General features: G+C 42.2%; 32 protein-coding genes. 24 read left to right on the plus strand and 8 right to left on the minus strand.

Annotated elements, in window-relative coordinates:
• The first annotated feature begins 3 nt into the window (after positions 1–3).
• The 9 genes from G476_RS0104045 to G476_RS0104085 all read left to right on the plus strand — a co-directional run bounded on the left by G476_RS0104045 (position 4) and on the right by G476_RS0104085 (position 9,433).
• A complete protein-coding gene (locus tag G476_RS0104045; RefSeq protein WP_026688946.1) occupies positions 4–267 on the plus strand; it encodes a DUF4190 domain-containing protein in 264 nt (87 codons plus the stop codon).
• Between the two features lie 575 nt (positions 268–842).
• A complete protein-coding gene (gene abc-f, locus G476_RS0104050; RefSeq protein WP_026688947.1) occupies positions 843–2,453 on the plus strand; it encodes a ribosomal protection-like ABC-F family protein in 1,611 nt (536 codons plus the stop codon).
• 387 nt (positions 2,454–2,840) lie between these two features.
• Complete coding sequence (gene proC / locus G476_RS0104055) at positions 2,841–3,683, plus strand: pyrroline-5-carboxylate reductase (RefSeq protein ID WP_026688948.1); 843 nt, start codon at positions 2,841–2,843, stop codon at positions 3,681–3,683.
• A gap of 24 nt (positions 3,684–3,707) precedes the next feature.
• Positions 3,708–4,826: a glutamate 5-kinase gene (gene proB, locus G476_RS0104060; RefSeq protein WP_026688949.1), complete on the plus strand. Its 1,119-nt coding sequence runs from the start codon at positions 3,708–3,710 to the stop codon at positions 4,824–4,826.
• A 236-nt stretch (positions 4,827–5,062) separates the two neighbouring features.
• Positions 5,063–6,325, plus strand: a complete 1,263-nt coding sequence (locus G476_RS0104065; protein ID WP_026688950.1) for a glutamate-5-semialdehyde dehydrogenase — start codon at positions 5,063–5,065, stop codon at positions 6,323–6,325.
• A 390-nt stretch (positions 6,326–6,715) separates the two neighbouring features.
• Positions 6,716–7,267 carry a GNAT family N-acetyltransferase gene (locus G476_RS0104070; protein ID WP_026688951.1) on the plus strand — a complete coding sequence of 184 codons (552 nt, stop codon included), beginning with the start codon at positions 6,716–6,718 and terminating at the stop codon, positions 7,265–7,267.
• A gap of 143 nt (positions 7,268–7,410) precedes the next feature.
• The gene (locus G476_RS0104075) at positions 7,411–8,046 is read left to right on the plus strand and encodes a methanogen output domain 1-containing protein (protein WP_026688952.1); all 636 of its coding nucleotides are present in this window, start codon (positions 7,411–7,413) and stop codon (positions 8,044–8,046) included.
• A 522-nt stretch (positions 8,047–8,568) separates the two neighbouring features.
• Positions 8,569–8,871, plus strand: a complete 303-nt coding sequence (locus G476_RS0104080; protein ID WP_026688953.1) for a hypothetical protein — start codon at positions 8,569–8,571, stop codon at positions 8,869–8,871.
• 241 nt (positions 8,872–9,112) lie between these two features.
• Entirely contained in the window at positions 9,113–9,433 is a 321-nt protein-coding gene (locus tag G476_RS0104085) for a hypothetical protein (RefSeq protein WP_026688954.1), read from the plus strand.
• A gap of 65 nt (positions 9,434–9,498) precedes the next feature.
• Here G476_RS0104085 and G476_RS0104090 read toward each other — a convergent pair whose 3' ends face one another.
• A complete protein-coding gene (locus tag G476_RS0104090; RefSeq protein WP_051314643.1) occupies positions 9,499–9,927 on the minus strand; it encodes a ferritin-like domain-containing protein in 429 nt (142 codons plus the stop codon).
• 164 nt (positions 9,928–10,091) lie between these two features.
• Here G476_RS0104090 and G476_RS0104095 point away from each other — a divergent pair, with 164 nt between their 5' ends.
• Entirely contained in the window at positions 10,092–10,526 is a 435-nt protein-coding gene (locus tag G476_RS0104095) for a VOC family protein (protein ID WP_026688956.1), read from the plus strand.
• A gap of 90 nt (positions 10,527–10,616) precedes the next feature.
• Positions 10,617–11,549, plus strand: a complete 933-nt coding sequence (locus tag G476_RS0104100; RefSeq protein ID WP_026688957.1) for a manganese-dependent inorganic pyrophosphatase — start codon at positions 10,617–10,619, stop codon at positions 11,547–11,549.
• A 22-nt stretch (positions 11,550–11,571) separates the two neighbouring features.
• Here G476_RS0104100 and G476_RS0104105 read toward each other — a convergent pair whose 3' ends face one another.
• From G476_RS0104105 to G476_RS0104120, 4 genes are all read right to left on the minus strand, one after another.
• Positions 11,572–11,799: a hypothetical protein gene (locus G476_RS0104105; RefSeq protein WP_026688958.1), complete on the minus strand. Its 228-nt coding sequence runs from the start codon at positions 11,797–11,799 to the stop codon at positions 11,572–11,574.
• Between the two features lie 161 nt (positions 11,800–11,960).
• Positions 11,961–12,632, minus strand: coding sequence for a P-II family nitrogen regulator (locus tag G476_RS0104110; RefSeq protein WP_026688959.1), 672 nt, complete (start codon positions 12,630–12,632; stop codon positions 11,961–11,963).
• A complete protein-coding gene (locus G476_RS0104115; RefSeq protein WP_026688960.1) occupies positions 12,574–13,359 on the minus strand; it encodes a DUF1538 domain-containing protein in 786 nt (261 codons plus the stop codon). Before G476_RS0104115 ends, G476_RS0104110 begins: the two co-directional genes overlap by 59 nt.
• Positions 13,356–14,054: a DUF1538 domain-containing protein gene (locus G476_RS0104120; protein ID WP_026688961.1), complete on the minus strand. Its 699-nt coding sequence runs from the start codon at positions 14,052–14,054 to the stop codon at positions 13,356–13,358. The genes G476_RS0104115 and G476_RS0104120 overlap by 4 nt, the downstream gene beginning before the upstream one ends.
• A 252-nt stretch (positions 14,055–14,306) precedes the next feature.
• Here G476_RS0104120 and G476_RS0104125 point away from each other — a divergent pair, with 252 nt between their 5' ends.
• The 10 genes from G476_RS0104125 (at position 14,307) to G476_RS0104170 (ending at position 21,286) form a co-directional block, all read left to right on the plus strand.
• A complete protein-coding gene (locus G476_RS0104125; protein ID WP_026688962.1) occupies positions 14,307–14,876 on the plus strand; it encodes a tyrosine-type recombinase/integrase in 570 nt (189 codons plus the stop codon).
• Positions 14,877–14,997: 121 nt separating this feature from the next.
• The gene (locus G476_RS0104130) at positions 14,998–16,485 is read left to right on the plus strand and encodes a potassium/proton antiporter (RefSeq protein ID WP_245579625.1); all 1,488 of its coding nucleotides are present in this window, start codon (positions 14,998–15,000) and stop codon (positions 16,483–16,485) included.
• Between the two features lie 530 nt (positions 16,486–17,015).
• Positions 17,016–17,222, plus strand: coding sequence for a helix-turn-helix transcriptional regulator (locus G476_RS0104135; protein WP_026688964.1), 207 nt, complete (start codon positions 17,016–17,018; stop codon positions 17,220–17,222).
• Position 17,223: 1 nt separating this feature from the next.
• Positions 17,224–17,676: a hypothetical protein gene (locus G476_RS0104140; protein ID WP_026688965.1), complete on the plus strand. Its 453-nt coding sequence runs from the start codon at positions 17,224–17,226 to the stop codon at positions 17,674–17,676.
• Complete coding sequence (locus G476_RS0104145; RefSeq protein WP_026688966.1) at positions 17,673–18,167, plus strand: small multi-drug export protein; 495 nt, start codon at positions 17,673–17,675, stop codon at positions 18,165–18,167. The genes G476_RS0104140 and G476_RS0104145 overlap by 4 nt, the downstream gene beginning before the upstream one ends.
• A 382-nt stretch (positions 18,168–18,549) precedes the next feature.
• Positions 18,550–18,789: a hypothetical protein gene (locus G476_RS0104150; RefSeq protein ID WP_026688967.1), complete on the plus strand. Its 240-nt coding sequence runs from the start codon at positions 18,550–18,552 to the stop codon at positions 18,787–18,789.
• Positions 18,790–18,908: 119 nt separating this feature from the next.
• Positions 18,909–19,472 (plus strand): hypothetical protein, encoded by a 564-nt coding sequence (locus tag G476_RS0104155; protein WP_026688968.1) that lies wholly within the window; start codon positions 18,909–18,911, stop codon positions 19,470–19,472.
• Positions 19,473–19,497: 25 nt separating this feature from the next.
• A complete protein-coding gene (locus G476_RS0104160) occupies positions 19,498–19,968 on the plus strand; it encodes an NUDIX hydrolase (RefSeq protein WP_026688969.1) in 471 nt (156 codons plus the stop codon).
• Positions 19,969–20,227: 259 nt separating this feature from the next.
• Positions 20,228–21,004, plus strand: a complete 777-nt coding sequence (locus G476_RS0104165) for a FixH family protein (RefSeq protein WP_026688970.1) — start codon at positions 20,228–20,230, stop codon at positions 21,002–21,004.
• Between the two features lie 99 nt (positions 21,005–21,103).
• Positions 21,104–21,286 carry a hypothetical protein gene (locus G476_RS0104170; protein ID WP_026688971.1) on the plus strand — a complete coding sequence of 61 codons (183 nt, stop codon included), beginning with the start codon at positions 21,104–21,106 and terminating at the stop codon, positions 21,284–21,286.
• A gap of 220 nt (positions 21,287–21,506) precedes the next feature.
• Here G476_RS0104170 and chrA read toward each other — a convergent pair whose 3' ends face one another.
• Complete coding sequence (chrA, locus tag G476_RS0104175; protein ID WP_205620290.1) at positions 21,507–22,682, minus strand: chromate efflux transporter; 1,176 nt, start codon at positions 22,680–22,682, stop codon at positions 21,507–21,509.
• A 96-nt stretch (positions 22,683–22,778) separates the two neighbouring features.
• Here chrA and G476_RS0104180 point away from each other — a divergent pair, with 96 nt between their 5' ends.
• The gene (locus G476_RS0104180) at positions 22,779–23,567 is read left to right on the plus strand and encodes an alpha/beta hydrolase (RefSeq protein ID WP_026688973.1); all 789 of its coding nucleotides are present in this window, start codon (positions 22,779–22,781) and stop codon (positions 23,565–23,567) included.
• On the opposite strand, the gene G476_RS0104185 is transcribed toward G476_RS0104180, so the two are convergent.
• Both G476_RS0104185 and G476_RS23475 read right to left on the minus strand, forming a co-directional pair.
• Complete coding sequence (locus G476_RS0104185; protein ID WP_026688974.1) at positions 23,546–24,058, minus strand: hypothetical protein; 513 nt, start codon at positions 24,056–24,058, stop codon at positions 23,546–23,548. The genes G476_RS0104180 and G476_RS0104185 overlap by 22 nt on opposite strands.
• A gap of 107 nt (positions 24,059–24,165) precedes the next feature.
• Positions 24,166–24,318 carry an FbpB family small basic protein gene (locus G476_RS23475; protein WP_245579626.1) on the minus strand — a complete coding sequence of 51 codons (153 nt, stop codon included), beginning with the start codon at positions 24,316–24,318 and terminating at the stop codon, positions 24,166–24,168.
• Positions 24,319–24,741: 423 nt separating this feature from the next.
• Here G476_RS23475 and arsC point away from each other — a divergent pair, with 423 nt between their 5' ends.
• Both arsC and arsD read left to right on the plus strand, forming a co-directional pair.
• Complete coding sequence (gene arsC / locus G476_RS0104195) at positions 24,742–25,161, plus strand: arsenate reductase (thioredoxin) (protein WP_026688975.1); 420 nt, start codon at positions 24,742–24,744, stop codon at positions 25,159–25,161.
• A 54-nt stretch (positions 25,162–25,215) separates the two neighbouring features.
• Positions 25,216–25,572 (plus strand): arsenite efflux transporter metallochaperone ArsD, encoded by a 357-nt coding sequence (gene arsD / locus G476_RS0104200; protein ID WP_026688976.1) that lies wholly within the window; start codon positions 25,216–25,218, stop codon positions 25,570–25,572.
• Positions 25,573–25,575: the final 3 nt, after the last annotated feature.

Genomic DNA, 25,575 nt, shown 5'->3' on the forward strand with positions numbered 1-25,575 from the left:
AAGATGAAAGGGAAGTATAACAAACATGCTGTTCTTGGATTAACGTTGGGGATTGGGTCAATTTTAATCCCGACGATTGGGATATTCCTTGCAATGGCCGGAATGATTTACGCTTACTTGGCAAAAAAGGAAATTGCGAGAACGGAGGAACCTGGCGAAAAGGTCGCCAAAGCCGGTTTTATATGTAGCGTGATCGGCTTTGCCTTTCAGGCGGTTCTCATTTCCGTTGGTGTGTATTCGCTCTTTAATGCGCCGGTGGCTCCTTAGGGGAGTAATTGTAAAGGTAAATAGGAAGAGCAATCGAACCCGGAGCGTTTTGTGGGGGCGGGGGCTCTTCTTTTTTGTGGAGCGGGGAAGTTGCTTCGCGGGAGGCTAACTCGACTAAAGGTGAGGCTAACTCGACTAAAGGGGAGGCTAACTCGACTAAAGGGGGGCTAACTCGACTAAAGGGGAGGCTAACTCGACTAAGGGAGGATCTAACTCGACTAAAGGTGAGGCTAACTTAACTAAGGGAGGATCTAACTCGATTAAAGGCGCACCTAACTCGACTAAAGACATCCCCCTATCCCCAATAACCCTTTGACAAAGCGCTTGCATTTGAAATATGATTGTATTAATGAATGGAAAGGAAGGTACCTTATACGATGAAGCAGTAATCCTATTTTTTAGACAAGAATTTCATGAAAGTAGAATTCAATTTGTCTGGATAGGATTAGTGTGTACATTTTTAAGGGAGCCCTTTATACGAATAAAAATGGATTTCCCAGTTGCTTGTGGGGAATCTGTCTTTGTTGCTCACTTGCACACCAATCTTCTCTGGCTTAATAGGGAGGATTTTTTTTATGCTTTTATTAGAAACGACACGCATTGAATTAAGTTACGGAGACCGAACGCTGATTAACACAGATTCTATTCGCGTCTATAGAGGAGAAAAGATCGGGATTGTCGGACGAAACGGCGAAGGAAAAACGACGTTACTCAAGATTTTGGCAAATGAACTGAGTCCCGATCAAGGAAATGTCACGGCTTTGGTCCCCTTTGCCTATTTACCTCAGTTGGAGATGACGGTGGAAGACCTTTCTCAAAGGGAGCGGGCAAAGTGGCACGTCCCTGATGGAGATGCCATGAGTGGTGGGGAGAAAACAAGACGAAAGATTGCAGCCACTTTGGCTTCTGGTGCAGAGCTTTTATTGATGGATGAACCTACAAGTCATCTCGACATGGATGGGGTAGAGCAGTTTGAAATTGACATTAAAGAGAGACCTGGTGCTGTCGTCATGATCTCACACGACCGAGAACTCCTTGATCGGGTTTGCACAACCATTTGGGAAATCGAGAAGGGTAGGCTATCTGTATATAAAGGGAACTATACGGACTATGTAAAGAAAAAGGCGGACCAAAAAGAGCGCGAATGGTTTGAGTACGAAGAGTATACAAAGGAAAAAACACGCTTAACCGAAGCGAAGCAACAAACCGCTCAACGATCAAGTTCGATTAGAAAAGCGCCGAGACGGATGGGCAATTCAGAAGCCCGTTTGCATAAACGTAGCTCTGGAAAACAAAAGGCGAAGCTTGATAAAAGTGCAAAAGTCATTCAATCGCGTATTGATCAGTTAGATAAAAAAGATAAACCGTTTACCCAAAGAGAGATCACGTTCGACATGGAACGGTTTACCCCATTACACAGTAAAACGGCGGTAGCTTTTGAAGGTGTAACCGTTCAAAGGGGCGATCAATTGCTGATTAAAGAGTTGAAAGGCTTTATCAAACCAGGTGAGAAAGTGGCTATAACCGGACGGAACGGAGTAGGGAAATCTACGCTTCTAAATATGATTAGAGCCAGAGACCCTCATATTCGCGTAGCGAAGCCTGCGAAAATTGGCGTCTTCGATCAACAGCTTGAGAACTTGGAGGAAGACAAATCCATTCTTGAGAATGTGATGCGATCCTCTCGCTACACGGAAGAATTTATACGTACCATCTTGGCACGTCTACTTTTTAAAAGTGACGAAATGGATCGGGAAGTATATAAGTTGAGCGGGGGAGAACGTGTAAAAACAGCTTTGGCAAAGGTATCTCTGAGCGATGTGAATGTTCTTCTCATGGATGAACCAACCACGTATCTGGACATGCCAACAAAAGAAGCCTTGGAGAATGTTCTTGTTAAGTATCCCGGCACCATTCTCTTTATTACTCACGATCGCTACTTCATACGCCATTTAGCTGATAAAGTACTTGATATCAAAGAGAAAAAAGGAACGTTTGTTGATGTACGAATTGATGAAAAACCCCGCGACACCGGTGCTCAAGAGGAAAAGGCAATGAGTGAGTTAGCCCTTGATCTTAAGATTTCCGAGGTCCTTGGGAAACTTAGTGAAACAGAAGATGAAGAAAAGAAAAAACAACTAAACAACGAGTACATGATACTGCAAAGAAAGAAGCAAGGGTTGTAAAAGGGAGCCATTGTAAAAGGAAACCCCGACGTTTTCAGTGACTTTTACTTAAGTTGCAAAGGTTCCAACGGTTGCGCCCCTGGTACGAACGACCAACACGTAACCATAAAACGTTGCTATGACAGTGGTTTTAGAAATCACTGTCTTTTTTTGTGTCGTTTCAATCCGCGTCTCGTCCTTTCTCATGCTCTCTAACGTCGTATAACGTGATTAAGGGAAACTGTGGGTTTAATGTTGGCGCTTTCATTCACTATTTGCCCTTTATCCTCACTACCTCACATGTACCCCTTGAAGTCAAATATGAGAGTGTTACGATTAATAGCGGATTAAACAACAGGACGGAACAACAATACGTTTTTTAGAGATAAAAAGGAGCTGGATATAGATATGGATACAAACTTACGAGTTGCGTTTATCGGTGCAGGGAACATGGCAGAAGCAATGATTTCAGGCATTGTAAAAACCGGAACACTTGAACCGCATCAAGTGATTGTTACAAACAGAAGCAACGAAGAGAGGTTGCTCGAGCTTCACAACCGATACGGCGTTCAAGGAATGGTGCGTGACCGTTTGCCAATCCACTCAGCAGATGTGATTATTCTTGCGATGAAACCAAAAGACGCAGAACAGTCACTTCTTTCAATAAAAGATCAAATCAGACCCGATCAAGTGGTTATGAGCGTTCTTGCCGGTATTTCGACGGGATTTATGGAAGAACATCTTAATGCGAGTCAGCAAGTGATTCGCGTGATGCCAAATACATCAAGCATGCTTCAAGAATCTGCAACTGCGATTTCACCAGGTGAGCATGTAACAATGAAGAACGTAAAAATGGCTAAAACTCTTCTTAAATCAATCGGAGAAGTGTATGTGATTGAAGAAGATCAAATGGACCTTTTCACAGGAATTGCAGGTAGTGGTCCGGCTTACTACTACTATCTAATGGAACACATTGAAAAGATTGCCCGTGAAAACGGGATGGAGCCGGCACAAGCAAGAGAAATCGGTGCTCAAACCATCCTTGGTGCAGCAAAAATGATGCTTGAGCGTGAGGAATCACCTGCACAGCTCAGAGAAAATATCACATCCAAAAACGGAACAACAGCTTCAGGACTTGAAGCATTAGCTGAAAACGGTGGCGGTAAAGCAATTAAAGCTGCGGTTGAAGGTGCGATGAACCGTTCAAAAGAAATTAGTAAACAGCTTGAAAAAGAACCAGCCCACCAGTAATCGATCGTAGGAGTGATGAAATAAATGACATTAAATAAGCGTGTAGTAATTAAAATCGGAAGCAGCTCTTTAACAAGTCAATCCGGTGATATAAGTAGAAGAAAGATCCAAAAAATTACCGATCAGGTAGCAGAACTAAAAGATCAAGGGCACCAAGTGCTCCTCGTATCTTCTGGAGCAGTGGCAGCGGGATATCGAACGCTCGGTTTTGTGAACAGACCCACTTCTCTGCCTGAAAAACAAGCAGCAGCATCCGTAGGGCAAGGACGTCTCATTGAAACATACTCCGAGTTGTTTTCATCCCACGGCTATGCAGCTTCACAGATTTTGATTACTCGTGGCGACTTTTCAGACGAAAAAAGATACAACAATGTGCGCAACACGGTCAATGTCTTGTTAGAGCGAGGCATTGTACCGATCGTAAATGAAAATGACACGATTACAACAGATCGACTGCGCTTTGGTGATAACGATACCCTATCGGCTAAAGTAGCCGGTCTCGTGGATGCGGACCAACTCATTATTTTATCTGATATCGATGGGTTGTACGATGATGACCCTCGTAAAAATGAAAATGCCGAACTATTGCCAATAGTCACTGAGATTACAGATGAAATTGAGGACATGGCAGGCGAACCGGGTTCCGCAGTCGGTACCGGCGGAATGCGTTCTAAAATTGATGCTTTCAAAATTTCAATGGCTTCAGGAATTCCATCTTTCCTCGGACGTGCAGGTGTGAAAAACATCATTGTAAACGCAGTTGATGAAACCGCGCGAGGAACCTATTTCTCATGCGAAGAAACGGAGCATAATCTCGATCATAAGCGTCAATGGATCGCGTTTAACTCAGGACCAGAAGGAGAAATTACGATTATTGACGAGGCTCGTGAAGCGATTGTAGATAACAAAAACCACCTTCTTCCAAGTCAGGTATATCAAGTGGAAGGCAAGTTTAGCAAAGGATCTGTAGTAAAGATCCGTGATATCCACGGCACCCAGTTAGGCCTTGGCATGATGAACTATTCTTCCGAAGATTTGGCTTCCTTCCAGTTGAAAAAATCACAACCAAAATCAATGGATGCGGTCATGGATAACGAAGCCTTCGTATGCGAACTTGAAGTGGCAATCCCTGTAGGCGTGTAAGATCGTCAAATTTGATCTTTAAGAAGTTGGTGATGAAGCCAAATGCCTAAGATACCTTGGCACTACGACAGAGAGTGAATGGCAAGTAGGCTTCATCACGACTTCCTTTTTATAAAATAGAGCAATATGTAACAGATAAAGCTTAAAAAACCGCTGTTTTCGGAAGAAGTAATGCTTTTATACAAAAAAAGCACCCCTCTTTACGAAAACAGTCAAAAAATACAAGGAGTGGTTGGGTGACTAAAGTAGTCGAACCTGTAAGTGTAAAGTCTCAAGCGAAATTAGCTCAGAAAGCGTCTAAATCATTAGGGATGCTTCCAACTCAAGTGAAAAATGAAGCATTGCATGTGGTTGCGGACTATTTGGATCAAAATGTTGCTACAATTTTGACAGCAAATGAACAGGACCTTCAAAATGGTCGTAAAGAAGACTTTGATGCGGCTTACATGGACCGTTTAGCCTTAACAGAAGATCGTGTGAAAGAATTCGCACAAGGCCTTCGTGACGTTGCTAAGCTAGATGATCCATCAGGAGAAACGGTTGATGAATGGACACTTGAAAATGGGTTGAACGTTGCCACTGTCCGGGTTCCACTTGGTGTAATTGGTATGATTTACGAAGCTCGTCCGAACGTAACTGTTGATGCAACAGGTCTTGCATTGAAGTCAGGGAATGCGATTGTTTTAAAAGGTGGATCCACAGCGATTCATTCAAACCGCGCGATCGTGAAACTGATCAAGGAAGCGCTAGGTAATACAGAAGTATCAGCTGACGCAGTCCAATTTATCGATAGCACCGATCGTAAAGCAACAGAAGAGCTGTTTACAATGAAAGAGCATATCGATGTTCTTATCCCTCGAGGGGGCGGCAAGCTTATTTCCGCCGTTGTAAACAATGCGACAGTTCCGGTACTAGAAACCGGTGTTGGGAACTGCCACATTTATGTTGATAAAGATGCAGATGTTGAAAAAGCAATCAGCATTTTCGTAAATGCAAAAACAGACCGTCCAGCAGTATGTAACGCAGCGGAAACGCTCATCGTTCACCGTGCTTGGTTAACGGAGAACAAAGATGCTTTAGTAAGTGCATTTAAAGAGCACGGCATCGGTGTTTACGGATGCGAAAAAGCAGTAGAGGAAATTGAAGGGGCTGAGCCTGCCACTGAAGCCCATTGGGCAAATGAATTCTTAAGCCTTGATGTAGCTGTTAAAGTGGTCGATGACGTTGCGGAAGCCGTTCAACACATCGACACATACGGTACGAAGCACTCGGAAGCGATTGTGACCGAAAACAAAGGAACAGCGGCTCGCTTCACAGGATTGGTTGATGCTGCTGCAGTGTATCACAATGCATCTACTCGCTTTACAGATGGAAGTGCCCTCGGATTTGGAGCGGAGATCGGAATCTCCACACAAAAGCTTCACGCACGTGGTCCGATGGGATTACCGGCACTAACAACTGTGAAGTATGTGATGACAGGGAACGGTCAAATTAGATAATAAGAATGTGACGACTCTGGGAGTTTTCGACTCTCGGAGTCTTTTTTATACCTCTAAGTCACTGAACGTTTTCAGTTATATGAAGTGCCGTGTCGTTTTTTATACGCGTAGAAGTTGCAACGAGCGTTTACCTCGTGAATATGTGCTGGGAGTTGCTTCGACGCAAAAACGATGAAGTGTCACCGTTACTAGCAGAGGAAGAAGCAGAGTTCTTCTAATGAGCCGATACTGCCGCGGAAACGGAGCGGAGCAGATTGCGTGAAATTGAGACTTGTACACTGATTTAAAGGTATACTCATTTTTTATTGAAATAAAGGGTCTGAGGGTTTTGGCGAGAAGAGTGTGAATAAGGAAGTTATTTTCCTTAATACGAATAGAGGAGTCCTTGCTTTGAAGTTTCCTGTGCTTGAGACGAAAAGGCTGAGCCTGGTAAAGATCACCTACGACTATACGAAAGATCTTTACCACATTCTCTCGAGAAAAGATGTCATGAAGCATTACGGTATGGACCGTATCTTTAATTATGAAGAGGCTGCAAGGGTCATAGAATCATATAGAGCGAGTTTTGCAAGACAACAAGGCATTCGTTGGGGTATGGTAATCAAAGATTCCAATACCTTTATCGGCACGATCGGTCTGGATCATATAGGTGTATCTGGAAAAAAGGCGGAGATAGGCTTTGATTTGCACCCATCGTATTGGGGGAAGGGATTGGGTTCTGAAGCGTTAAGAGAAATATTGAGGTATGCGTTTGAGGAACTTCATTTGTACCGAATTGGTGCAGTGACGTTTCCTGAAAACCTCGACTCCATTACTCTTCTGGAAAAATTCCATTTTGAAAAAGAAGGGTGTTTAAGAGGCTACTTTTATCAAAACGAACATTTCTACGATGCATTTGTATTTTCTGTTATTTATCCTGATTGGAAGGGTAAAGAGAAGTAGTCGTGGATTTTGTATATCATTGTCGATTAGTTTTTGAAAAGTGAGCTACATTCATACTCCTAAATCCGTGCAAATAGGATTATAATTATCTAGATGATTAGTAGGGATTGACTTTTTCTCATTAAAAGAGAGGGGTAGAGCAAGTGATAAACAAAGAAAAACCTCCATCGCTGAATGGGCATGTCTTTTTGGCAAAGCTAATTACACAATATGCACATATTCACGAGCGAACAGTGGGAAAAGGAGCCCAAGAATATATTAGAGAAATTGGGCTTAGGACAGGGGAATGGTTGGAACGGTTTTATGAAGATGACCAAAACCACTGGTCTATTGAGAAATATGCAGATGTGATTGTCGATATTAAGAATTCCATTGGTGGGCACTTTAGAATAGCTGAAGTGTTTCCGGACCGTGTTGTCGTTAAAGCGACGGCTTGTCCTTTTGGAACTGTCGTTCAAGATGCACCACACTTATGCATGATGACGTCAAGCGTCTTCGGAGGCATTGCCGCTCGCCAGTTCGGGTACGGAAAAGTAAGTCTTCGTGAGCGTATTGCCCTCGGGCATGAAGGCTGTGAAGTAGCGATCTATTTTACACCGGACAGCCTTGAACCTGGTGACGAATATGAAAACCTCCATGTTACGCCTCATTACGGAGATCCGTTCAACTGGGAAGAAGAAACGATTTCCATGCTGAATGAAGAGCTGAAAAAAAGTGATCATATGATCCAAACGCTGTTGGAAGAACTTGAGGAATTAAAAAAAGAGCGTAGAAAATAGATAGGAAAACCCAGGTGGCTAAGGTGGCTGTTTGGGTTTTTTTGATTTTTTCATGGTGCAATGTATGGGGGAGTTCGGTCGTTGGGTGAGGGGGTGATTTGATCCAACCCGTAAATAGGGGGCATGAAGGCGGGAATTCGGAAAGTGAAACCGTGAAAAAGTAAGGAAAAGTCGTAAATAAAAGAAAGGTTCAGTAGAAAAGCGCCTACTAACCTGTAAAAACTTGAAAGCTAGAGGTTCGGGTATTGGAGGAGGGGATGTATCGATGAAGAAAAGGAGCAAGTCGATGGATAAATCTCAAAGTCGATGAAAAAACCAGTCAAGTCGATTAACAAATCTCCGCTTCTCCTTATCCTAGTTAAAGCTCAACCTTATCCTATCCCAATCCACCTTTCACTTATTCACAAAGAAAAACTCCCATCCATCGTCACACTACTTCCTACCTAAGCCTACACACCAACTCCATGACTCGGTCATATTCTAATACAAGCATGCATACATCACGAATGGAGTTGGAACAAAATGAAAGAAATTTTCAAAAGCCTTATTAAAAGTGGATTCTTATGGCTTCTTATGATTCCTATCATCCTCGCCTACGGTACACTTTCTGTTGTAACCTATCAACTAATCGAAATTACAGCAGACAAACTTGAAGAAATGGAGCCCGAAATTATAGAAGCAAAAGAATCGGGAGAGCGGTTGCCGTTTAAAGAGCGAAATGCTTACGAATCCACGTATAACCTCTACTATAAATCACAGAACCTCATACAAAGCTTCTGGATGAAATACTTCTTCACCTTCCCTAAATTCACTGAACCACAATAACCGAGCTACGCTTTAGCCAAAACGTTTTGGGGTCTGTCCCCGTACATTTTTGTGTGAAAGTGTGGACGGTCTTCAAATGTTTTTCATGAAAGTTTGATTTTCTTATAGCATAGAGTAGGACAAAGGGGTCTTCATGTAGAATGTTTACTTAGTTCTAATATACTAAACATTATGAATCATTTTTGTCGAATTAGGGTAGTAGAATTGTAGACAATTTCACCGTTCGGAAAGGGGTCTTTCTGTGAATAAGAATAAAAAAGTGATCTTGATTCTGTTTCTCTGTGTTATGACGGTAGGACTCTTATTTGGTACGGTTCGCCCGAGTTCGGTTCATGATTTTCCTGTGCCTTTTCATGCTGAAATTAAAGAAGTACACTCTGAGAACAGTTACACGTACAAACACATGGGTATTAATCGTCTTTATCTTTTTCAGGCGCGGCTGTGGGGATGGAAAAAAGTAGACGGCATGGGATCACTTCAAGTGTTCGAGAAGGATGGGAAACGTGTGGATGTGATTACGTTTCAAGACGGTTTTGACATTGGAGCATCAGTGGATGAGTGAATGTAATCTCCATTCAATACTGTAAAAAGAGCACGAACGAGTTACGTATGTGCTCTTTTTGTATGCTATTGATTCATTAAAAACAATAGCCATACAGCATGATTTTGTTCGTCCCATGCTGCTCTTCTAAAGGTGTTTCTGACAGCAGGAACGTCTGCTTGTTCGGCAACCTTCAAATAAAACGCTACATTATTTTGTTTATTAAAAAATGCTTCTCGAAGCCCTGACTTATATTCACTAGGGCATACGGCCATCATTTGAGGAGAGTGTTCCCGACCAGTTAACGTGAAGTACAACTCGGCAAACATACGGTAATGGCGGAACTCTTCTACCCTAATGGCAAGCAGGCGATTTCTCTCTTCTTGATTAGGTGCCAGCTGGGCCAACACTTCAAGACAAAAAATAGACGTATAAACGATATTCATGGTTCTTGCAATGTTATTTATTTGTTCTGGATTTATACCTTCTGAAAGTTGTGGGGGAGAGGTGAACATGTGTAGCACTCCAATCCGGTAAGTTTCATGTTCATTATCGTATGCGTAATGGCAGTTGTTGTGTACGTCCAAGGTTATGTTACTTTCTATATAGAAAACCTCTTTCATTACGTTAATGGTATAATTTGTACTACGATATTTTATTTAGAAAAGAGGGATCAACGATGAAATTGGATAATATTCGTCTGCTCGTTTCGCATTTTGAAGACTGTTTTTATTTTTACAGAGATACGCTTCAACTGGCGGTCACGTGGGGAGAGGCCGGAGGAGCATATGCAAGCTTTCAAGATGAAGATGAGAATACAATTGGACTTTTCAAAAAAGAGTTAATGGCAGAAGCAGTTAATAAAGATGACTTGCCACCGGATGTTCAAGACCGATTCGCATTTATTTTTAGAGTGGATAACCTTGAAGAGACAGTAGCTACTTTAAAAGAAAAAGGAGCACATGTAACGGATATTAAGGAGCAATCGGGCTGGGGAATCAAGACGGCTTACATACGAGATCCCGACGGAAACCTGATTGAATTAATGGAAAGCATACCAAGAGACACATGGGACAAGTCCCTAAAAGAAGAAGACGCGAAGTACTCACAGTAAAAAGATAATGATAAATTTCTCAACCCTTGTTAAAATGGCAATGGATCGTTAAAAATATGGAAAGCGTTATATAAAAGGAGTTTTTACACAATGGCAAATGACAAAGTATTGATTTTCGGACACAAGAGCCCTGATACGGATACAATTTGTTCCGCTCTTGCGTATGCAGAGTTGAAGAAAGAGCTAGGGATGGATGCAGAACCTGTTCGTTTAGGTGAAGTAAGTGAAGAAACAACGTTTGCACTTGAAAAATTCAACGTACAAGCCCCACGTCAAATTGAAAACGCGGCTCCTGAGGCGGAGCAAGTCATTTTGGTTGACCATAACGAGCGTCAGCAAAGTGTCGATGATATCGATGCTGTACGTGTGCTTGAAGTGATTGATCACCACCGTATCGCCAACTTTGAAACAAAAGATCCACTCTATTACCGCGCTGAGCCTGTTGGTTGTACGGCTACGATTCTAAACAAAATGTATAAAGAAAACGATGTGAAAATTAAGCCTGAAATTGCGGGTCTGATGCTATCCGCGATTATCTCAGATTCCCTACTGTTCAAATCGCCTACGTGCACAGACGAAGACATTCAAGCAGCAAAAGAATTAGCTGAAATTGCGGGTGTCGACGCTGAGAGCTATGGCCTTGATATGCTTAAAGCTGGTGCGAACTTAAGTGACAAGACGGTTGAGCAGTTAATCTCACTTGATGCAAAAGAATTCACGATGGGTGGAGCAAAAGTGAAAATTGCACAAGTGAACACAGTCGACACGGACGAGGTGTTTGACCGCCGCGATGAACTTGAAAAAGCAATCAACAGTGACGTGTCGGAGAAAGAACTCGATTTGTTCATGCTCGTCGTAACGGATATTCTTACAAATAACTCTACGATCTACGTAGAAGGACAAGCGTCAGAAAACGTAGAAAAAGCGTTTAATGTTAAACTGGACAACAAAACGGCTGTACTTGAGGGCGTTGTATCTCGTAAAAAGCAAATCATCCCACCACTAAATGGTGTAATGGCATAAATAAAAAGGAAGCATGGGACTCCTATGCTTCCTTATTTTTGTGTTTCTTTTTTTCCATGAACTGAGTGCTGTAGTTGACAGCAATCATCATAACTAATGTGACGGCAAAGATTCCTTGATAATCAAGCGGTTGATCTACAATCCAACCGAGCACTACCGCGGTCAAATAACCCAAGAAAGCGAAAACGTAAGAACGGCGATAGGCTTTAAGTTGAATTGCGTTTTTTTGTTCCTGATTTAAGTGGTCCATGTTGTCAATTCCCCTTTGTAAGTCATGTATGGTGATAATTTTAGCATACATAAGGGGTGGTTGAGCTAATGAAAGTGTACGTATTAATCAAAAGGAAATCTCAAGCCGTGTAACAAGACGAAAGTCGTGATGAACATGCCATGGGCTTTTGAAAGATGTTTTTAATGATTTATCCCAATAGTTTCCTCCACTGGTAGAACAAAGGCAATTCCTTTGCCTGGTTGGTTTAGAGAGGCTTCTTCTTCAATCTGGGATAGGACTCGTTTGACGTTTTCCCGTGTTACAAGAGTGAGAACGATCTCTTTTTCCGGTTCAATGATCATGGAGAGAAGCTTTGCTTGTTCATGAATACCGGAGCCGCGTCCTGAAAGAATGGTGCCCCCTTCAGCCCCGGCCCGCTTTGATGCATCCACAACGATCCCTGAATCCCCTTTGTTGACGATTGTAACAATTAATTCAAAATTCACGTGCTCAGCCATCGTGCCAAATGCCTCCTCTTCAACGGTCATGTCCATCTGATTGTGAACAATTCCCTTTACTGCAAGTACATCTACGACAAACCCGATTCCAGTTCCTTTTTTATTTAGTTTTGCTTCGTTTTGGATGTGGTCCAAAATATTTTGAAGACGGTCTTCGGGAATTAACGTAAATACAATTTCCTTTTCATATAACATATCAATTCCGAAAAAAGACTCTTTTTCATGTATACCAAGACCGGATCCCAAGAGAATCGTGCCCCCTTCAGCTCCACCTCTTTTAGCCGCAGCCATCACTTTATTGGCTTGTTTCTTTTTCACGATTGTGATGATGAGTTTGTATCGGCGTTTTGTCATGGCTTGCTTCCTCCTTTTTGCTATAAAGTAGGCCCAATACAAGAACGGATAAAATAGGGGTAAGGGCAACGAGTGAGATCATGCCGAATCCGTCCATAAGAGGGTCACGACCTTCAGTCACATTTGCTACGCCAACGGCAATGGCCATAATAAAGGTGACAGTCATAGGGCCTGTGGCAACACCTCCAGCATCAAATGCGATTGTAATAAAGCGTTTTTTTGAAAATCGAATCAAAATTAAAGCGATCACATATCCGGGAACGAGTATGAGCCATAATGGAATGCCGACAATGATGCGGACCATCGATAATGCGATGGATAAAGCCACACCGATGGATAAAGTAAGAAGTAACACATTACTTGAGATTGAACCTGCAGTTACTTTTTCCACCTCATGATTAAGAATGCGAATGGCGGGTTCAGCGAACGTAACCACAAACCCGAACACTAAACCGATGATAGGCAGATATAGCCATGCTCGGGGTTCTTGACCAAGCATTTCTCCAATCGCCTGTCCTGCTGGGAAAAAACCAATGCCAACACCTTGTAAAAAAAACGAAAGCCCGAAAAACGTCAGGGTGATTCCGATCATCATTTTCCATACCTTTTTTAAACTAAGGCGGAGAAAGAACACCTGAAAAATCGCAAACATTACAATCAAAGGCAAGATCGCCATGGCTACTTCATATAGGACGTGGTCGAATCCGTAAAAAAAGTGTGTGATCAACCAAAAATCACCCCCAAAAGCATCACGGCCAAAATCGGGCCAATCGATGCCAAAGCTACAAACCCAAACCCGTCACTCGTCTGCTTTGAATCCGCTCGTCTTAACACGGAAGCAACACCAACGCCAAGAGCCAAGATAAACGGAACCGTCATCGGTCCAGTCGTGACTCCCCCGGCATCAAACGAGATTGGCAAGAAATGAGGTGGTGTAAAAAGGGCGAGAAGGAAAACAAGAGAGTAGCCTCCAATAAGTAAGTGAACAAAGTTCAAGTTGAATACAACCTTTATCATTGCGAGTGCGACGAAAAATGCGACACCTACTGCTACGGTGTAGACGAGGAGGTTGTTTGAGATTGCCCCCTCAGAAACTTGGTCCACCTGCAAAGCCAAAACCCGTACATCAGGTTCTGCAACGGTCAAAACCAGCCCTAAGAAAAAGCCGATTGCTACGATAAGCCACGTTTTTTTCACTTTGGGCAAACTAGCCCCGATCATCTCACCAATAGGAAGGAGACCAATATGGACACCAACTAAAAACAAAAACAACCCGATTCCTACAAAAACAACGCCTGCTAAAAATGAAACAAAAATGTCGGTAGGAAGACCAATGACAGTGAACTGGAGAACGATGACAACGAGCGCTAAAGGGATAATCGCAAATGTCACTTCTTTTAGCTGTTCAAGAATATTGGCCATGTTGGTCTCCTCTCGTAATGATTCTAAAAACGGGAAAGTGCATTTTAGTGCTCTTTATTGGAGATTAAATGGAAAATGTAATGATCGAATATGATTAGTACCTTCATTCATGAATGGAGTTTACGACTTGGCGACAGGGGTTTATGTGGAAATGGTTGTAAACATACTTGGAGTATTATGAAAAAGCATATTTGTCATGATGTAACATAACCTTATGTTATCATTATAATATGTAACCTATGGAGGATTCCTATGAAATATGTCGAGCCAATAAAAAATATTCAAAAAATTCACGAGTTGAAACAAATTCTTTTAAATCGATCACGAAGAGACTATTGCTTGTTCGTGATGGGTATCAATACAGGCTTAAGAATTACTGAACTTTTACATAGTAAAGTGAGCGATGTGTATTGTGAAGAAACTGGCCGGGTGTTGGATTTCTTAAGCCCTGAAACGAGAAAAGGTACTTCCTATCCGCATTTCTACCTTAACGACCAAGTCAAACAAGCGGTTGGACTTTATTTATCTGATAACCATTTGAAGAGTGAAGACTTCTTGTTTTGTTCAGCCAAAACGAATTCCCCTATTACAAGGCAACAGGCTTACCGTGTCATTCATGCTGCAGCGAGAGAAGCGGGCATTGAACATAATGTTGGAACTCACACGATGCGCAAGACGTTTGGCTATCATGCTTACCGAAAAGGTGTGGCGATCAGCCTTCTACAAAAAATCCTTAAGCACGCGAGTAAAAGTGAAGCATATGTGTATTTGGGCATTGATCCATCTTCTGAAGAGCCAGTGCAAATTGATGTGAATTTATAAATGGATAAGAAGAGGAGAGCGAACATGATACGGCCCTCATATTTATTTGTATGATCCACTTATCAGCGGTATAGATGAAAGACCTGCAATTTATATTTCTATCCGATAAATAAAGGAGCGTTTGTCCATCGATACGTTTATTAATACAGATTATGTCGTTTTACTTATTGCACTTCTACTTATAATTGGTGTCCTTACTACCAAGTTCTCTACTCGCCTTGGTGTTCCTGCCCTTGTTTTGTTTATTTTGCTCGGGATGATTTTTGGGAGTGACGGTCTTGGACTGATTTATTTTGATAACGCCTCTTACGCGCAAATCATTGGAATGATTGCACTTGTGATTATTTTATTTGAAGGTGGTCTGTCTACGAAGTGGACGACAATAAAACCTGTAGCGGTACCGTCCCTTTTGCTAGCGACTGTAGGGGTTTTGATCACTACAGGTGTTGTTGCAGTGGCAGCCAAACTGGTACTTGATGTCACTTGGCTCGAGGGAATGCTCTTTGGTGCTATCGTTGGCTCAACGGACGCAGCAGCTGTTTTTGCTGTATTAAAAGGACAGAACATTAAAACGCGCCTTGGAGCCACACTCGAAGCGGAGTCGGGGACGAACGATCCCATGGCCATGTTTTTAACACTTGCATTAATTGAATTGATCATGCTTGATGATGTTGGCTTCCTATCCACAGTAGGCTCGTTTTTCTGGCAAATGGGCTTTGGTTTATTGGTTGGAATAGGAATAGGTTATTTCGCTTCCTGGGCCATTAATCGCATAAATTTGGATGCCAGTGGTCTCTATCCGATTTTGGCAATCAGTTTTGCCCTTCTTACGTTTAGTGTTGCAAGTTTGTTGGGAGGTAGTGGATTATTAGGCGTTTATGTCGCGGCTCTTATCATTGGAAATTCCGACCTAACATACCGTCATTCCATCTTCCGATTTAATGAAGGTTTTGCGTGGATGATGCAAATTCTAATGTTCATCATTCTAGGGTTGCTTGTTTTCCCAGGGCAAGTATTTACATTTGACGTCATTGTTACAGGATTAATTTTGTCTTTTACTTTGATTATCGTGGCAAGACCTTTGGCGGTATTTTTATCGACAATCGGTTTCAAGTACACATGGCAAGAGAAAACTCTTCTTTCGTGGGCTGGGTTAAGAGGAGCGGTCCCAATCGTTTTGGCTACATTTCCGATGATTGCAGGGTTTGACAACGCCCAGTTGTTCTTCAATGTCGTCTTTTTCGTTGTGTTAACTTCTGCACTCATCCAAGGGTCGACGATTCCGTTATTTGCAAAAAAATTAGGATTAACCGGTCCTAAAAAAGTAACACCACTACATTCGTTGGAGCTTGTAAGCATCGGTCAAGCAAACGCGGAGATTGTGGAGTACCAAGTGCAAGAGGACGCGAAAGTGGTAGGTAAGCGTTTAGCTGACATTAATTTCCCTGAAGATGTCCTCATTAATGCTGTGATTCGAAGTGGGGACCTCGTTACACCATATGGGGAGACCATTATTGAACAAGATGATATATTATACATTCTTGTGTCCAGGAAAAGTAAAAAAGAATTGCGTATGCTTCTGAGTGAAGAGAGCGCAAAAAGTGAGTAATAAAAAAGAGACATCCTTTAATTGTAAAAGGCTTGTCTCTCTTTTTTTATGGAAACAGTGTTCCTTTCACACTGCGAAGTGACCGACAATAGCGAAGAAAAACACGAGACTAAATGCGAAAAATGTTCGGCGCATAATGAAACCCTCCTTGATGAAAAAAGTAAAAAAGAGCTAAATACTTGTATATTGAGCTAAAAACACTATAAAAACTAGATGACGTTTGCTTATATCGGTTTAGCTCTTTATAACTCTATTTTAAATGATAATAATACGTTTTTAAAGTGTTGTGTTTTTCCTTTTTCCGTTTTTTTATTTATGTAAACATGGATTTCTAAAAGGATGATTTTTTTGAAATCCGAAAAGGCGGTGTCACGCCTTCGTTAGGAAGTTAAACGCACAAAATGACGGTTAATTTACATTTAATACAAAACCATTTGCAAAATATTTATTGCAAAATGCAATATATCCTTTACATTTTGTTTTTAATCGCGTACATTAGTAGTAAGATGTTGGAAAAGGAAGGAATGCCTATGTTAAAAAACCGTGTAAAAGAACTACGGGCCAGGTTTAACTTAACGCAAACAGATCTAGCCAAAAAGATCGGCGTTACAAGGCAGACGATCGGTTTGATTGAAAAGGGGGACTATGCACCAAGCATTACCCTTGTCATTAAAATGGCTAAAACATTCGAAACATCGATTGATGAGATATTTTGGCTTGAAGGAGAGGAAGAGTAGGATGTTAGAAAAAGTGATACGATCTCCGTTAGCAATAATGATTTCGTTATTTTTCGCAGTGACTATGCTTTGGTCCATTTATTACGGAAATCTTTCAAACGTTGTTGAGCAGTCAGTGGTACTAGTTTTCTTTTTGTGGACATTTATCTTTTTAATTATGATCATCATCCATAACAAACGAAGTCCTGAACGTAGAATCAGCTGGAAAAGCTGGACGCCATATGAATTGAAAGAAGAGGACGAAGGGCAGCAGTGGGTCACATTCCAAGCGACGCGTAAAGTTTACATTTTCTTTTACTTTGCGATCCCCCTCGGACTAGTGCTAGTTGCTGTGTTTAGACACATTGAAGCCATGCCGCTGTTTGTATTATTTGTTTTAGGAGTGACTCAGTACGGGATTTACTGGTACGAGTCGAGAAAATACTTAAATGACCAGGAGGAAATTGAAGAATGACTACTTTTATTGCGTACGTTGTTGTGTTTTTGTTGGCTGCTACCCCGTTTTTTGAGATGATTGCCGTGATCCCACTAGGTGTGGCAGCAGGCCTGCACATCGTTCCCGTCACTGTTTTAGCTCTCTTAGGCAATGTTGTTACCGTACTCCTAGTCATTTTATTAATTAACCATATTCAAGCTTGGCAAAAAAGAAGAAGAGAGGCAAAAGGCAAAAACAAAGAGTCTAAGCGTGAAGGTCGTGCGAAAAAAGTATGGAATCGATTTGGATTGCCAGGTCTTGCAGTCGCCGGTCCGTTCTTTATCGGAAGTCACTTGGCAGCTTTGATGGGAATGAGCTTTGGCGGAACCAAAAAACGCATGGCTACTTGGATGGTAGGAAGCTTGACAGTTTGGTGTTTGATCACAGCCGTGGCATCCTATATCGGGATTGATCTCTTGTTTACACACACCGATCGTGAAGGGTTTTTAGTAGACTATTTAAATCAATAAAGGTAGGTTGATAGAGTCGCATGGTGTGATGTGACTCTATTTCTTTTGGCGTTGTGGATCGGGGATAAGGAGAGTTTTAAAGTGATGGATAAATGGATCAAAGTGATGGACAAAATTGAAAAGTGATTGATAAGAGGATTAAAGTGATGGATAAATCTGAAAAGTGATTGATAACCGACTGAAAGTGATGGATAAACCTCAAAAGTGATTGATAAACCGACTAAAGTGATGAACAATTGCAAATGTGCTCAAGTGAATTCCAAGACCAATAAGAACATCCACACCACAGTACCTCTAAATCAAAATTTCCCTTTCCGAGCTCCATAATAGTGTACAAGATTTGCGCATATAGTGAGGTAACGAAGAAGGGGAGTGATGCAGCATGAGACTGAATGTGATTACGCTTCTCGTTGTAATTTCTTTTGCTTTCCTTGGTCTATGGGGCTATTTTCCGAGCATCGATCATGCTCCGTTGTGGTGGCTTTACCCGAGTGCGGCTTGGACGTTTGCCCTTTTTATTCAACAAATCCCTCACTTATGGGTAAAGTGTTTCGGGTCGTTGTTGTCAGTTGCTAGTGCCATGTTTTGTGTGATTTTTTTCATCGCCAGAATGTTTTTATAAAAGGAGGAAGTCACCCTCTTTGGATTGAATACAGGAATAGGGTGTCAAATAAGGCATCCTTTCTTTTTTCTAGTAAAGTGTTCTTAACGTGACAATAAATGATGTGAGGAGAGAGCGTGATGATGAAAGGGTTTCTCATAGTGGGCATGTGTTTCTTCATCGTTGCTTGTTCCAATCAAGTCGAATCCCAAGTAAATAAAAATATGCTTGATGAATACGTAACGTTTACATATACAATTCCCGAGTTGGAAGGGTATGTGATTACAAAGATAGATGTGGCACCGTATGAAGGTGAGGCCAACCGAATTGATATTTACTATACAAATCAAGAGGATGTAGATCGGAATTGGGACTTACTAGATTTGGAGGAAGCCTTAGATGAAGAATTTGACCTGAAAACCGTGTATGGACCTTATGAAGAATGGCCAGATTATGGACTTGTCCTTTCTCAAATGACCGAAGACGTTACAATTGAATACAAAGAAAGCTTTGAAGTTGATGAGAGTAAGATCAAGTACAATACTATTGTTAGCGGTGAAGACACGTTTTTGTCCTTCTACATTCGTATTGATGAAGCCCTTTACCAAGGAACGCTTTTTCATCCTGAAGGAGAGTCCAAGGAAGATGTGGAAAAAGAGATTGAAGAGGTTTACAAACAATTAGTCGATGAAATGACACAATAAAAAAGATTGTGAGGTTCAATTAATAATGAGTTACTTTAGTGAAATGAGAAAATACGTGGGCAACCGGCCTTTAATTTTGCCTGGGTCAGTTGTCATTATTTTAAATGAGGAAAAGGAAGTACTTCTTCAGCAACGGCCGGATATGAGCTGGGGATTGCCAGGTGGCTTGATGGAGCTTGGTGAGAGTTTAGAAGAGACGGCAGCACGTGAAACGCTGGAAGAAACGGGCCTAAGGGTATCCGAATTGAAACTCGTCCATGTTTTCTCAGGTGAAAAGTATTACTTAAAAGTAGCAAACGGAGATGAGTTTTATTCTGTAACGGCTGTTTATGTTGCAGGCAAGGCAAAAGGAAGCTTGAAAGTAGACGGAATAGAAACGAAATCCCTCTCGTATTTTCCCTTGAATGATCTGCCAAAGGGTCTTGGGAGGTCGTATAAGGAGTTTTTGGATACATATAAAAAGTTGAACGGTGCAGCTGAAGAGTTGCGTGCATAGGTGATGTGTTTTAACATACCTAAGGATTTATGTGATAGAAGCCCAGGAGTAAGGGGCTTCTTTTTTTTTAAACGTGATAAGTGATACGCTTGTCATTGTTCATCATCTTTCACAAAAAGTCACATACTCTCACTTGAGAGCATCATACAATCAATCTATAATCAAGTAGTGTAATTATGTTGGCTTCAAAAATTTGAAGCAATGGGGCGACAGTTTGTTTGATAAACAAGTGATCGTTGTATAGAAAGGGAGTTAAGAGATGAAAAAGGTTTTTTTCGTTACACTAATGAGCGTGTTCATAGTCGCTTGCGGTGGACAGGATGAGGAAGATACACAAAGCTCGGATCCTTTAGATAATCTCGGACCGATTGATGTAGAAGTGACGATGGATAGTGAAGGAGACCCTGGTGACTGGACGTTGGAAGCCCTAGTGAGTCAAGAGGGGGATCCGGTAAACAATGCGGATGAAGTGGTTTTTGAAGTATGGAAGCAAGGGGAAAAGGAAGATAGTGATATGCTTGAGTATGAAGAAGTAAATGATGGTGTTTATTCTGCTTCATATACGTTTGAAGAAGAGGGCATTTACTTTGTCATCCCTCATGTCACGGCTCATGGTATGCATGTGATGCCAACTCACGAACTGGTCATTGGGGATGTAGATCCTGACGAGCACTACCATGAGGCGGAAGAGGAGCAAGGTCACGACCACGAAGACCATGGTCATGAATCTGAACCAGGTCATCACCATCATTCTGAACTTGTTGAAGTGGAAAGCAACTTTGATGATCTTGAGCGAGATGCGCAGATTGAACTGACGATCACGGAAGAAGGAGAAGGTTTGGAAGACGCACGTGTTCAGCTTGAAATTTGGCAACATGGGGACGAAGTGAGAACGTGGGTTGACGCGGATGACGAAGGTAATGGTAACTATACTGCGAATCACGAATTTGATGAAGCAGGCGATTACCACGTTGTGATTCATATTGAGAATGATGAGCTTCACGAGCACTTGGATGAGTCATTTACGATCGAGTAAAGGATTCTATCTATAAAGGGATATAAGCATTGAGAAGGAAGCCAGCTGAATCAGCTGGCTTCTTTTTTGCATAGGCTATGAAAAAGTGAGGTGCCTTGCATGAATCCAGAAGAGGCGTTTATGCAGTATGCTGCTCATTCGTCGGCTGTGGACCACTATCGTAGACTAAAAGAAGCAGAGGCGGAAAATTCAGATGAATATTACAGGTTGGCTGAAAGGGAAGCTTACCATCAATGGCAAGCGGTCTATTACCGCAGGTTTTTCAAGTCTCCCTTGGCGTAGGGATGATTTGTAGCTCGTTTTAAAGGGGGGGACACATTTATAATGAATGTTTCAGAGGATATAATGAATGTTGGAGGATTTATGATGAACCTTTTCAATATATAATGAATCGTCATTGATTTATAATGAATAATCCGAATATATAATGAAACCTTACCTCTCACCACCCACGCGCCATCAAAAAACTCCCTCAACCACATCAGTTGAGGGAGTGACACGTTTATAAGAACGTAAAGATGAGCGTTCCACCAAGTGCGCCAACAATGACGACCATCCAGGCAGGGACTTTCCAGAAGACGAGAAGGCCGAACATTCCTACGGCCAAAGCGAAATCAACGGACGATGTGATGGCACTTGTGAAAATTGGGTTGTAAAAGGCAGCGGCCAAGATGCCGACTACGGCTGCGTTTACTCCAAGTAATGCTCCTTGGATCGTTGGGTTTTTGCGAATGACGTTCCAAAATGGCAGAGTGCCCAAAATCAATAAAAAGGCGGGCAAAAAGATCGCGATGGTTGCGACAAGGCCGCCAACCCATCCGTTTGCGATCGTCCCTAAATAAGAAGCGAACGTAAACAGTGGGCCTGGAACGGCTTGGGCTGCTCCGTATCCCGCGAGAAAGTCTTCTGCGCCGACAATTCCTGTTGGTACTACTTCTCGCTCAAGCATCGGTAAGACGACGTGTCCGCCACCAAAAACGAGAGCTCCTGCGCGGTAAAAGCTGTCGAAGAGGGCAAACAGGTCTGAGGTGAACACATTCCTTAGGGCCGGGAGAAGGACCAAAAGAGAGAAAAAGGCAACGAGACAGAGTGATGCGAAGCGGTAGCTGAGCTTGATCCCCATGTCAGGGGGATTCTCGTCTTTCTTTTTCCTAAAAATAAGGAGTCCGGCGATTCCAGCAAGGATGATGAGCAGGACTTGGCTGTAGACGGTCTGCCAGACGAGCAATACCATTAGGGTGGTGATGGCGATTGTGGCTCGTGTTCGGTCGGGGGCGAGTTTTTGCCCCATACCGAGGATGGCGTGTGCGACGACGGCTACGGCTACGAGTTTGAGACCGTGAATCCATCCGGCTTGACTGATGTCAAACGTTTGAAGGATGGTGGCGAAGGCCATTAATGCAAGAACGGATGGTAACGTAAAGCCGAGAAAGGAGATAAAGGCTCCGAGTAGACCGCCGCGTATGAGCCCGATTCCGATGCCTACTTGGCTGCTTGCGGGACCGGGAATGAATTGGGAGAGGGCGACGAGATCGGCGTAGGCTTTGTCGTCGAGCCAATTGCGTCTATTTACATATTCATTATGAAAGTATCCTAAATGGGCGACGGGACCTCCGAATGAGGTGAATCCAAGCCTTGTTGAAACGAGTAAGATTTCGAGTAGTGTTTTTAAGTGCATAAGTATTCTCCTATATGTCAGAATCAGCGTTATTATATCATAGCTTGGCCGGAGGTTTGTTAAGGGTTTGTAAAAAAAGATAATGAGGTGTTGGTAGTGTACGAAACTTTTGACGTGTTTATGAGAAGCTTGGGGCGACAACGGACGGTGCGGGTGCTATTGCCAGAAGGGTATGGAACATCTTTAAAGGTGTATCCGGTGTTGTACATACATGATGGCCAGAATTGTTTTCGGGATGAGGAAGCGAATTTCGGAGTATGTTGGGACGTGGAAGGGGCTTTGATGAAGGTCGGGATTGATATTATTGTGGTGGGCGTCGATTGTAATCATGAAGGTTTTAAGAGATCTGATGAATACGATCCTTGGGGAAATGAGACGATTGGCCAGGTGTTGTTCGGTGTGCCTGGTGTAATTGGCGGGGAAGGGAAGGCGTATGTTGACTTTCTCGTAAACGAATTGAAACCGTTGATCGATGAAAAGTATCGGACGAACCGAGATGTAACAGGGTTGGCAGGCAGTTCCATGGGTGGTCATATTTCAACTTATGCCGCATGTGCATACCCGGAGATGTTTTCGAGAGTGGCCTGTTTGTCGTCGGCTTTCTGGTTTAATCAGGACAAGGTTGAGGAACTTGTGTCGGCTTCGGATTTGAGTCAGATCAAAAGATGGTATATGGACACCGGGACAGAAGAGGTTACAGCGACTGTTGGACCGGATGTTTATTTGGAAGCTAGTGATCGTGTTTACGACAAGGTGAAGAGGAAAGTGAGGAATTGTCGCTACGAGGTTGTGGAAGGAGGCAAGCACCATGAGAAAGCTTGGAAAGATCGGCTCCCTGACGTACTTGCCTATTTGTTTTTTGATCAGCCTAAAAAGAGTTTGTAAATGCCGATGGAAATGAGAACGAGCGGGGGAAGAACTTTTTTGTTCTTGGTCAGAAATTGAAAGCGGGCGGAGTGTCCGATGATGATGCCTGTGATAAAGAGGGCGAAGAAGCTAACGGCTACGAGAATGCTTGTAAGGGGATGAATGTCTTGGACACCGGAGATGACGCCGTAACCGATATTGTCGATGTTGACGACAATAAAAAGGTTACGAACCAGGCGGCCGAACATGAATCCACCGGAGTGAGTGAGTTGAAAAAGGCCGATGCCTAAAAAAACCAAACCGGAAGCTTGATTTAAAAAGCGAGTTGAACCTTCGAATCCGATGGAGGCACCGATTAGATACGTAAAAAAGAACACAAATCCCACTCCGATAGAGAGGAAGATGAGCTGGCCAATTGGGAAATAGATTCGTTTATATCCTAGAATGGCTCCCCAAAGGAGTCCGTCAAAGCCGATCAATAAGCAAATCATAAGTGTCGCTAATGCCATCGTTCTCACACACCTTTAGTACATATGTATGAGCTATGGGTATGGAGTAGGACATAAAAAGAGGATGACTCCCTTCGCTTTAAAGGTTGGTCATCCTTTTTATGTCTTTAATGAGATCGTTTGTTTTTTCCGGGCTTACTGCTCGTTTTATTTGCGAGCTTGTCGTCAAGGCGACGCTCAATTTTGGAAAGTTCTTGTTCGTTTTTCATAAGTTCTTCTTTATTTTGATCAATTAGAAACGTCATAGATGTCTTAATCACAGAAATCATCCTTTCTTATCGTAATGATTCGAGATTTTTGTACAAACGATTCCTTAAAGCCTTTTCATGCACAACAGACCTTGGATTCTCTTTTTCTTATAAACGGCTTGCTGTATATCATGTGCATGTTTAAAAAGGTAAAACTTATATTCTATATTATAGATGATAATGATTTTCACCGTCAATCGACATGTTTCGACTTCGACAATTTTACATAAGAGGACGTGAGTTGACCACATTGCATAATCAGGTTTCTGTCGCGCCCATATGGGCATGATGATTATGTAATTTGTTTAAACTACATCCATAGCCAAAAGACTGATTTATATAAAAAAAATAACATATTAATCATTGATTATATAACTGTTTGATTATATAATGAGTTCGAAAGAGCCAATTTCAGTTGGAAAAGGAGTTTTTACGATGACAAAACCAATCATTTACTTCCTATGTACAGGAAACTCTTGCCGAAGCCAAATGGCAGAAGCGTGGGGAAAACACTATTTAGGTGATAAATACGACGTTTATTCTGCGGGGATTGAGGCACATGGTGTAAATCCTAAAGCAGTAAAAGCGATGAATGAAGTAGATATTGATATTACGGACCAAACGTCCGATACGATTGATCAAGAACTATTGGATCGTGCGGATCTTGTGGTTACTCTTTGTGGACATGCAAACGACGTTTGTCCTGCAACGCCACCGAACAAAGACCGTGTTCACTGGGGCTTCGATGATCCTGCAAAAGCAGAAGGAACAGATGAAGAAAAGTGGGCTGTGTTCCAACGGGTTAGAAATGAAATTGGTGAGCGTATCAAGCGCTTTTATGAAACAGGTGAATAATAAAAAGAAGCCGGGAGATTTCCGGCTTTTTTTATAGAAAGGACGTGTGTACAAGTGACTAAAATTCGAATTTTTGATCCTGCCATGTGTTGTGAAACAGGCGTGTGTGGTCCTGTTGTAGACCCTGAACTTACTCGGGTAGCAAATGCGTTATTTTTACTTGAAAGTAAAAATATGGATGTGAAACGTTACAATTTGGGTAACGAACCGCAAGCATTTATTGATGAAGCGCTTGTACAAGAATTGCTTGAGAAAAAAAGTACGGATGCCTTACCTACCGTCATCGTAAACGGAGAGGTAAAGAAAGTAGGTTCCTATCCGACTAACGAAGAGCTGGCTTTATGGACAGGGATTGATAAAGACGAATTGCAACCGAGAAAGAAAGAATCAGACGACCTGACGCTTTTTTAAGGA

It is taken from the genome of Alteribacter aurantiacus DSM 18675 (genome assembly GCF_000429705.1).
GTDB lineage: Bacteria > Bacillota > Bacilli > Bacillales > Salisediminibacteriaceae > Alteribacter > Alteribacter aurantiacus.

Excerpts from the sequence above, each read along its gene's own strand:
- G476_RS0104125 (WP_026688962.1), top strand. The coding sequence starts at position 14,307 with ATGAAATATGTCGAGCCAATAAAAAATATTCAAAAAATTCACGAGTTG.
- G476_RS0104090 (WP_051314643.1), bottom strand. The coding sequence starts at position 9,927 with ATGTTCACCTCTCCCCCACAACTTTCAGAAGGTATAAATCCAGAACAA.
- G476_RS0104110 (WP_026688959.1), bottom strand. The coding sequence starts at position 12,632 with ATGACAAAACGCCGATACAAACTCATCATCACAATCGTGAAAAAGAAA.
- G476_RS0104120 (WP_026688961.1), bottom strand. The coding sequence starts at position 14,054 with ATGGCCAATATTCTTGAACAGCTAAAAGAAGTGACATTTGCGATTATC.
- G476_RS0104145 (WP_026688966.1), top strand. The coding sequence starts at position 17,673 with ATGACTACTTTTATTGCGTACGTTGTTGTGTTTTTGTTGGCTGCTACC.
- chrA (WP_205620290.1), bottom strand. The coding sequence starts at position 22,682 with ATGCACTTAAAAACACTACTCGAAATCTTACTCGTTTCAACAAGGCTT.
- proB (WP_026688949.1), top strand. The coding sequence starts at position 3,708 with ATGACATTAAATAAGCGTGTAGTAATTAAAATCGGAAGCAGCTCTTTA.
- G476_RS0104155 (WP_026688968.1), top strand. The coding sequence starts at position 18,909 with ATGATGAAAGGGTTTCTCATAGTGGGCATGTGTTTCTTCATCGTTGCT.
- G476_RS0104150 (WP_026688967.1), top strand. The coding sequence starts at position 18,550 with ATGAGACTGAATGTGATTACGCTTCTCGTTGTAATTTCTTTTGCTTTC.
- G476_RS0104105 (WP_026688958.1), bottom strand. The coding sequence starts at position 11,799 with ATGGACCACTTAAATCAGGAACAAAAAAACGCAATTCAACTTAAAGCC.
- G476_RS0104095 (WP_026688956.1), top strand. The coding sequence starts at position 10,092 with ATGAAATTGGATAATATTCGTCTGCTCGTTTCGCATTTTGAAGACTGT.
- G476_RS0104160 (WP_026688969.1), top strand. The coding sequence starts at position 19,498 with ATGAGTTACTTTAGTGAAATGAGAAAATACGTGGGCAACCGGCCTTTA.
- G476_RS0104140 (WP_026688965.1), top strand. The coding sequence starts at position 17,224 with ATGTTAGAAAAAGTGATACGATCTCCGTTAGCAATAATGATTTCGTTA.
- abc-f (WP_026688947.1), top strand. The coding sequence starts at position 843 with ATGCTTTTATTAGAAACGACACGCATTGAATTAAGTTACGGAGACCGA.
- G476_RS0104170 (WP_026688971.1), top strand. The coding sequence starts at position 21,104 with ATGAATCCAGAAGAGGCGTTTATGCAGTATGCTGCTCATTCGTCGGCT.
- arsC (WP_026688975.1), top strand. The coding sequence starts at position 24,742 with ATGACAAAACCAATCATTTACTTCCTATGTACAGGAAACTCTTGCCGA.
- G476_RS0104135 (WP_026688964.1), top strand. The coding sequence starts at position 17,016 with ATGTTAAAAAACCGTGTAAAAGAACTACGGGCCAGGTTTAACTTAACG.
- proC (WP_026688948.1), top strand. The coding sequence starts at position 2,841 with ATGGATACAAACTTACGAGTTGCGTTTATCGGTGCAGGGAACATGGCA.
- G476_RS0104100 (WP_026688957.1), top strand. The coding sequence starts at position 10,617 with ATGGCAAATGACAAAGTATTGATTTTCGGACACAAGAGCCCTGATACG.
- G476_RS0104080 (WP_026688953.1), top strand. The coding sequence starts at position 8,569 with ATGAAAGAAATTTTCAAAAGCCTTATTAAAAGTGGATTCTTATGGCTT.
- G476_RS0104165 (WP_026688970.1), top strand. The coding sequence starts at position 20,228 with ATGAAAAAGGTTTTTTTCGTTACACTAATGAGCGTGTTCATAGTCGCT.
- G476_RS0104185 (WP_026688974.1), bottom strand. The coding sequence starts at position 24,058 with ATGGCATTAGCGACACTTATGATTTGCTTATTGATCGGCTTTGACGGA.
- G476_RS0104045 (WP_026688946.1), top strand. The coding sequence starts at position 4 with ATGAAAGGGAAGTATAACAAACATGCTGTTCTTGGATTAACGTTGGGG.